Source organism: Paenibacillus sp. 2TAB19, from assembly GCF_052115185.1.
Lineage (GTDB): Bacteria > Bacillota > Bacilli > Paenibacillales > Paenibacillaceae > Pristimantibacillus.
In genome coordinates, this window is sequence record NZ_JBFRGE010000169.1 from 1 (window position 1) to 3,204 (window position 3,204).

Sequence of the window (3,204 nt, forward strand, 5' to 3'; positions counted from 1 at the left end):
ATTTATTTAAAAACTAACTCTATTAGATTTGCTTCAATAATTAGAGAAGCATGTAATTTATTCGAGTTAGTATCAAAAGAAGTCTATATAAGTCTTTTCGAAATATCGGATGAGAAACGGTTAAATATATTAAATTACTTATCATTGGATAAAATCTTGAACTTCAGCAATACATCATTATCATCCCCGTACATTCCTTCAATGCATGAGGATAAACATAAATTATTACCATTTCAGAAATTAATGCATTGGGATAAATCTTCAAAAGTTGAACCAACGTTTATTCCAATGTGGTGGAATACATACAACAAGATAAAACATAGTAACGACGGAATTGATAATGCATCTTTAGAAAATGCACTTTTGTCTGTAGGTGGAATTTATATATTAATAAATAGTATATATGGTGATGGTGTCTTAGTTGGGGTTTTAAGGGAATATATAAGTATAGATATTATCAGATCAGATTACATTGACTATAGAATTGAAGAGTCAAAGTTATTTACTTTTGCAACATTAGGGAGTCAAAGCTTAATTCAACATTACTAAATTGGATCTGCTATACCCCGAATATAGTGCAAGACAATTGTAAGTATTTCAAAGATGTCAGCAGCATCCGATAACACCATGTTCACGCATTGGGGGACAAGCCCCTCGGTCTGGCAAAGGGATTTGGAAGCAGCCAGACACATCTACACCGACTAAGCGCAACGCGCCCGGCCACTTCGTGACCTTAAGTCGGTGGGACGTCGTGAACACAACAACGTTAGGTGAAATAACCCCTAATACTATAAAATACGAATGAAAGAGGCTGGCACAATTGCAAATAGAAATTTTCGCGGAAATTCTTAAAGTAGTTATTCCAAGATGTGCAATTATAACTAATTCAGACAAAATGATTTTCGAATACAGAGGATTAGAGATTGAAATTAATCAAGCTCAAATCACTGAATTATCTGATAAACTCTCAGTTTTAGAGCATAGAGATAGTACATTATTATATTCCAATAATTACTACGAAACTCTCGTTAGTTTTGAAGGCAGAAGAATTATGCCTCGAATTGAAAATAATTTTGACGTCGAGGATACTCAAAATAATATTCACTATTTAATTGGCAAGGCTTCTGATGAATATATCCTATTCTTATTGCAGGTTCTTCAAACCAATGGTCTTCTTAGAGAATTTAGTAGGAGATCATTTTATCCAACACATATGATGCAAGATCGCTTTGAGAGATCTGGCAGTACAAATATTTTTGAGTTTTTAAGGATTGGATTAAGAAGTCTATATACCTTAAAAATTACATCTAGTGATTCTAAGAACTATGCGGAATTCGAACGCTATAATAACTCATTCCTATTCCATTTGGCATATAATTTTGATGCTTCAATTGTAGAAATTAAGTTGCTTGAAGATTTTTTGAACTCGCAACGATTAGAACGAATTCGTAGAAATAATKACGAAGTAGATCCACCTCGAAGAAGATATATTCCCGAACTTGTATATCATTACCAAATGGCTGTTTCATCAGAAAGCCCTTATTTACAATTCATATCCTACTATCATGTAATGGAGCACTTTTTTGAGAAGATTTACAATGAGGAGCTAGTGAAAGTTGTGCAAGATACTGTTTCTAGCCCAAGCTTTTCAATTAAAAGAGAGAACGATATTAAGAAAGTTATTAAAGTAATAAATAACAAATTAAGAGCAAGACATGAGGAATACTCAATTAATGAACGAGAAGCATTAGAGTTAACATTATTCAAGTATATTGATTCAGATTCACTTAAAGAAAAGCTAAAAGAGTACGATGATACATTACTTGAATTCTATCGTGATAATGAAGTTGTCTTTTCAGGAGGAACAACTATTAATTTTGATTCTACACAAGAAAAAGAAGTTCTAAAAAGAATATCTTCAAGAATTTATTCAACAAGAAATTCAATTGTTCATAGTAAGGAAAACGACAAATTAAAATATACGCCTTTCAAGCACGACAGGTTTTTAATCAAAGAGATTCCTTTAGTTAGGTTTATTGCAGAAGAAATTATTCTATCAAACTCAAAGCTTTTGTAGGAATCTAGAGATGAAGGTTACTTCACTTAACACTATATTCACGCTTCGGGCCATTCGGCCCTCGGTCCGGCAGAAGTTAGAAGTGGATTCGGGGAAGAATTTTCAGTAGCGAAGAAGCGGAAGCAGCCGGACTCATCCGAATTCGTCGAATGACGTGAATACAATAACGTTAGACGAAATACTGGGAACATAAAAGGGAGATCGAAATGACAAATTCTTATTCTAAACCAATTACTATTCTTAAACTTGAAGAACTAAACGAAAAGCTACTCATTGAAACTAATAATGATCTGGATTATTTTCTCGGAGTATATATAGATTTTAATATGGAAGGTTACGACAATATTACACCTCTAGACAGTATTGTATTTGCATCTACAGGAGCTGATGGAGATCACTTTGCATTTGATACAATAAACGGCTCAATTGAAGATCTTGAGGAAGCACCTAATTCAGCCGATGGATTCACAAGATAGGGTTAAATTGGTAGCGCGCAACATTAGGGATTTACTTTCCTTATATCTTTGCTTGAGAGATTTCTATGTATTAGTAGGCTTCAGTTGGTATGAAAGCAAAGAAGATTTTATTAGGGATTATAATGATAACTTCAAAGATGATATAGAAGAACAAGGCGAGAATATTAATTTTATTTCAAATAAGTTGACGCAACTTTTAGATATCAAACCAATTGAAGACCCCTTTTTATATATTCATTCAATTAGAAGAAATTCTGTATAGTATTTCAAGAGGTCCTGTACTTTGTCTAACACCGTATTCACGCATCGGGGCATTCGCCCTTCGGTCCGGCAGAAGATAGAAGTCGACTCGTAGAGGAGGCAATTCAGCAGCAGGAAGCGGAATCAGTCGGACACAACCATCTCCCTAAGATAAGAGCTATCTAAGGGAGAAGGACGTCGTGAATACACCAACGTTAGGCGAAACCCGAAGCGAAGAAAGGAAGATCTAATGTTATCATCCAAAGTAGCGTTTCAAACAATGATTAAGTATTTAGAGCTATACAATAATAAGAAGAAGTCAGAAGATGTTCGAATCCTTATTGATGAATTAATTAAAGCGAAATTACCTTCGCATGACTGGAATGAAACAATCACAGATGTATTGCATGA

Annotated in this window: 4 protein-coding genes; all 4 read left to right on the forward strand. The window is 34.1% G+C overall.

What is annotated here, in order from left to right:
- Positions 1-549: hypothetical protein (locus AB4Z33_RS30590; protein ID WP_442053513.1), on the forward strand; the 549-nt coding region annotated here is incomplete at its 5' end.
- 271 nt (positions 550-820) lie between these two features.
- A complete protein-coding gene (locus tag AB4Z33_RS30595) occupies positions 821-2,077 on the forward strand; it encodes a hypothetical protein (RefSeq protein ID WP_442053514.1) in 1,257 nt (418 codons plus the stop codon).
- A gap of 206 nt (positions 2,078-2,283) precedes the next feature.
- Positions 2,284-2,553 carry a hypothetical protein gene (locus AB4Z33_RS30600; protein WP_442053515.1) on the forward strand — a complete coding sequence of 90 codons (270 nt, stop codon included), beginning with the start codon at positions 2,284-2,286 and terminating at the stop codon, positions 2,551-2,553.
- Positions 2,537-2,815, forward strand: coding sequence for a hypothetical protein (locus AB4Z33_RS30605; RefSeq protein ID WP_442053516.1), 279 nt, complete (start codon positions 2,537-2,539; stop codon positions 2,813-2,815). Before AB4Z33_RS30600 ends, AB4Z33_RS30605 begins: the two co-directional genes overlap by 17 nt.
- Positions 2,816-3,204 lie beyond the last annotated feature (389 nt).

What these genes read in the sequence shown, in the direction of transcription:
- AB4Z33_RS30600 (WP_442053515.1), top strand. Translation starts at nt 2,284, where the DNA reads ATGACAAATTCTTATTCTAAACCAATTACTATTCTTAAACTTGAAGAA.
- AB4Z33_RS30605 (WP_442053516.1), top strand. Translation starts at nt 2,537, where the DNA reads ATGGATTCACAAGATAGGGTTAAATTGGTAGCGCGCAACATTAGGGAT.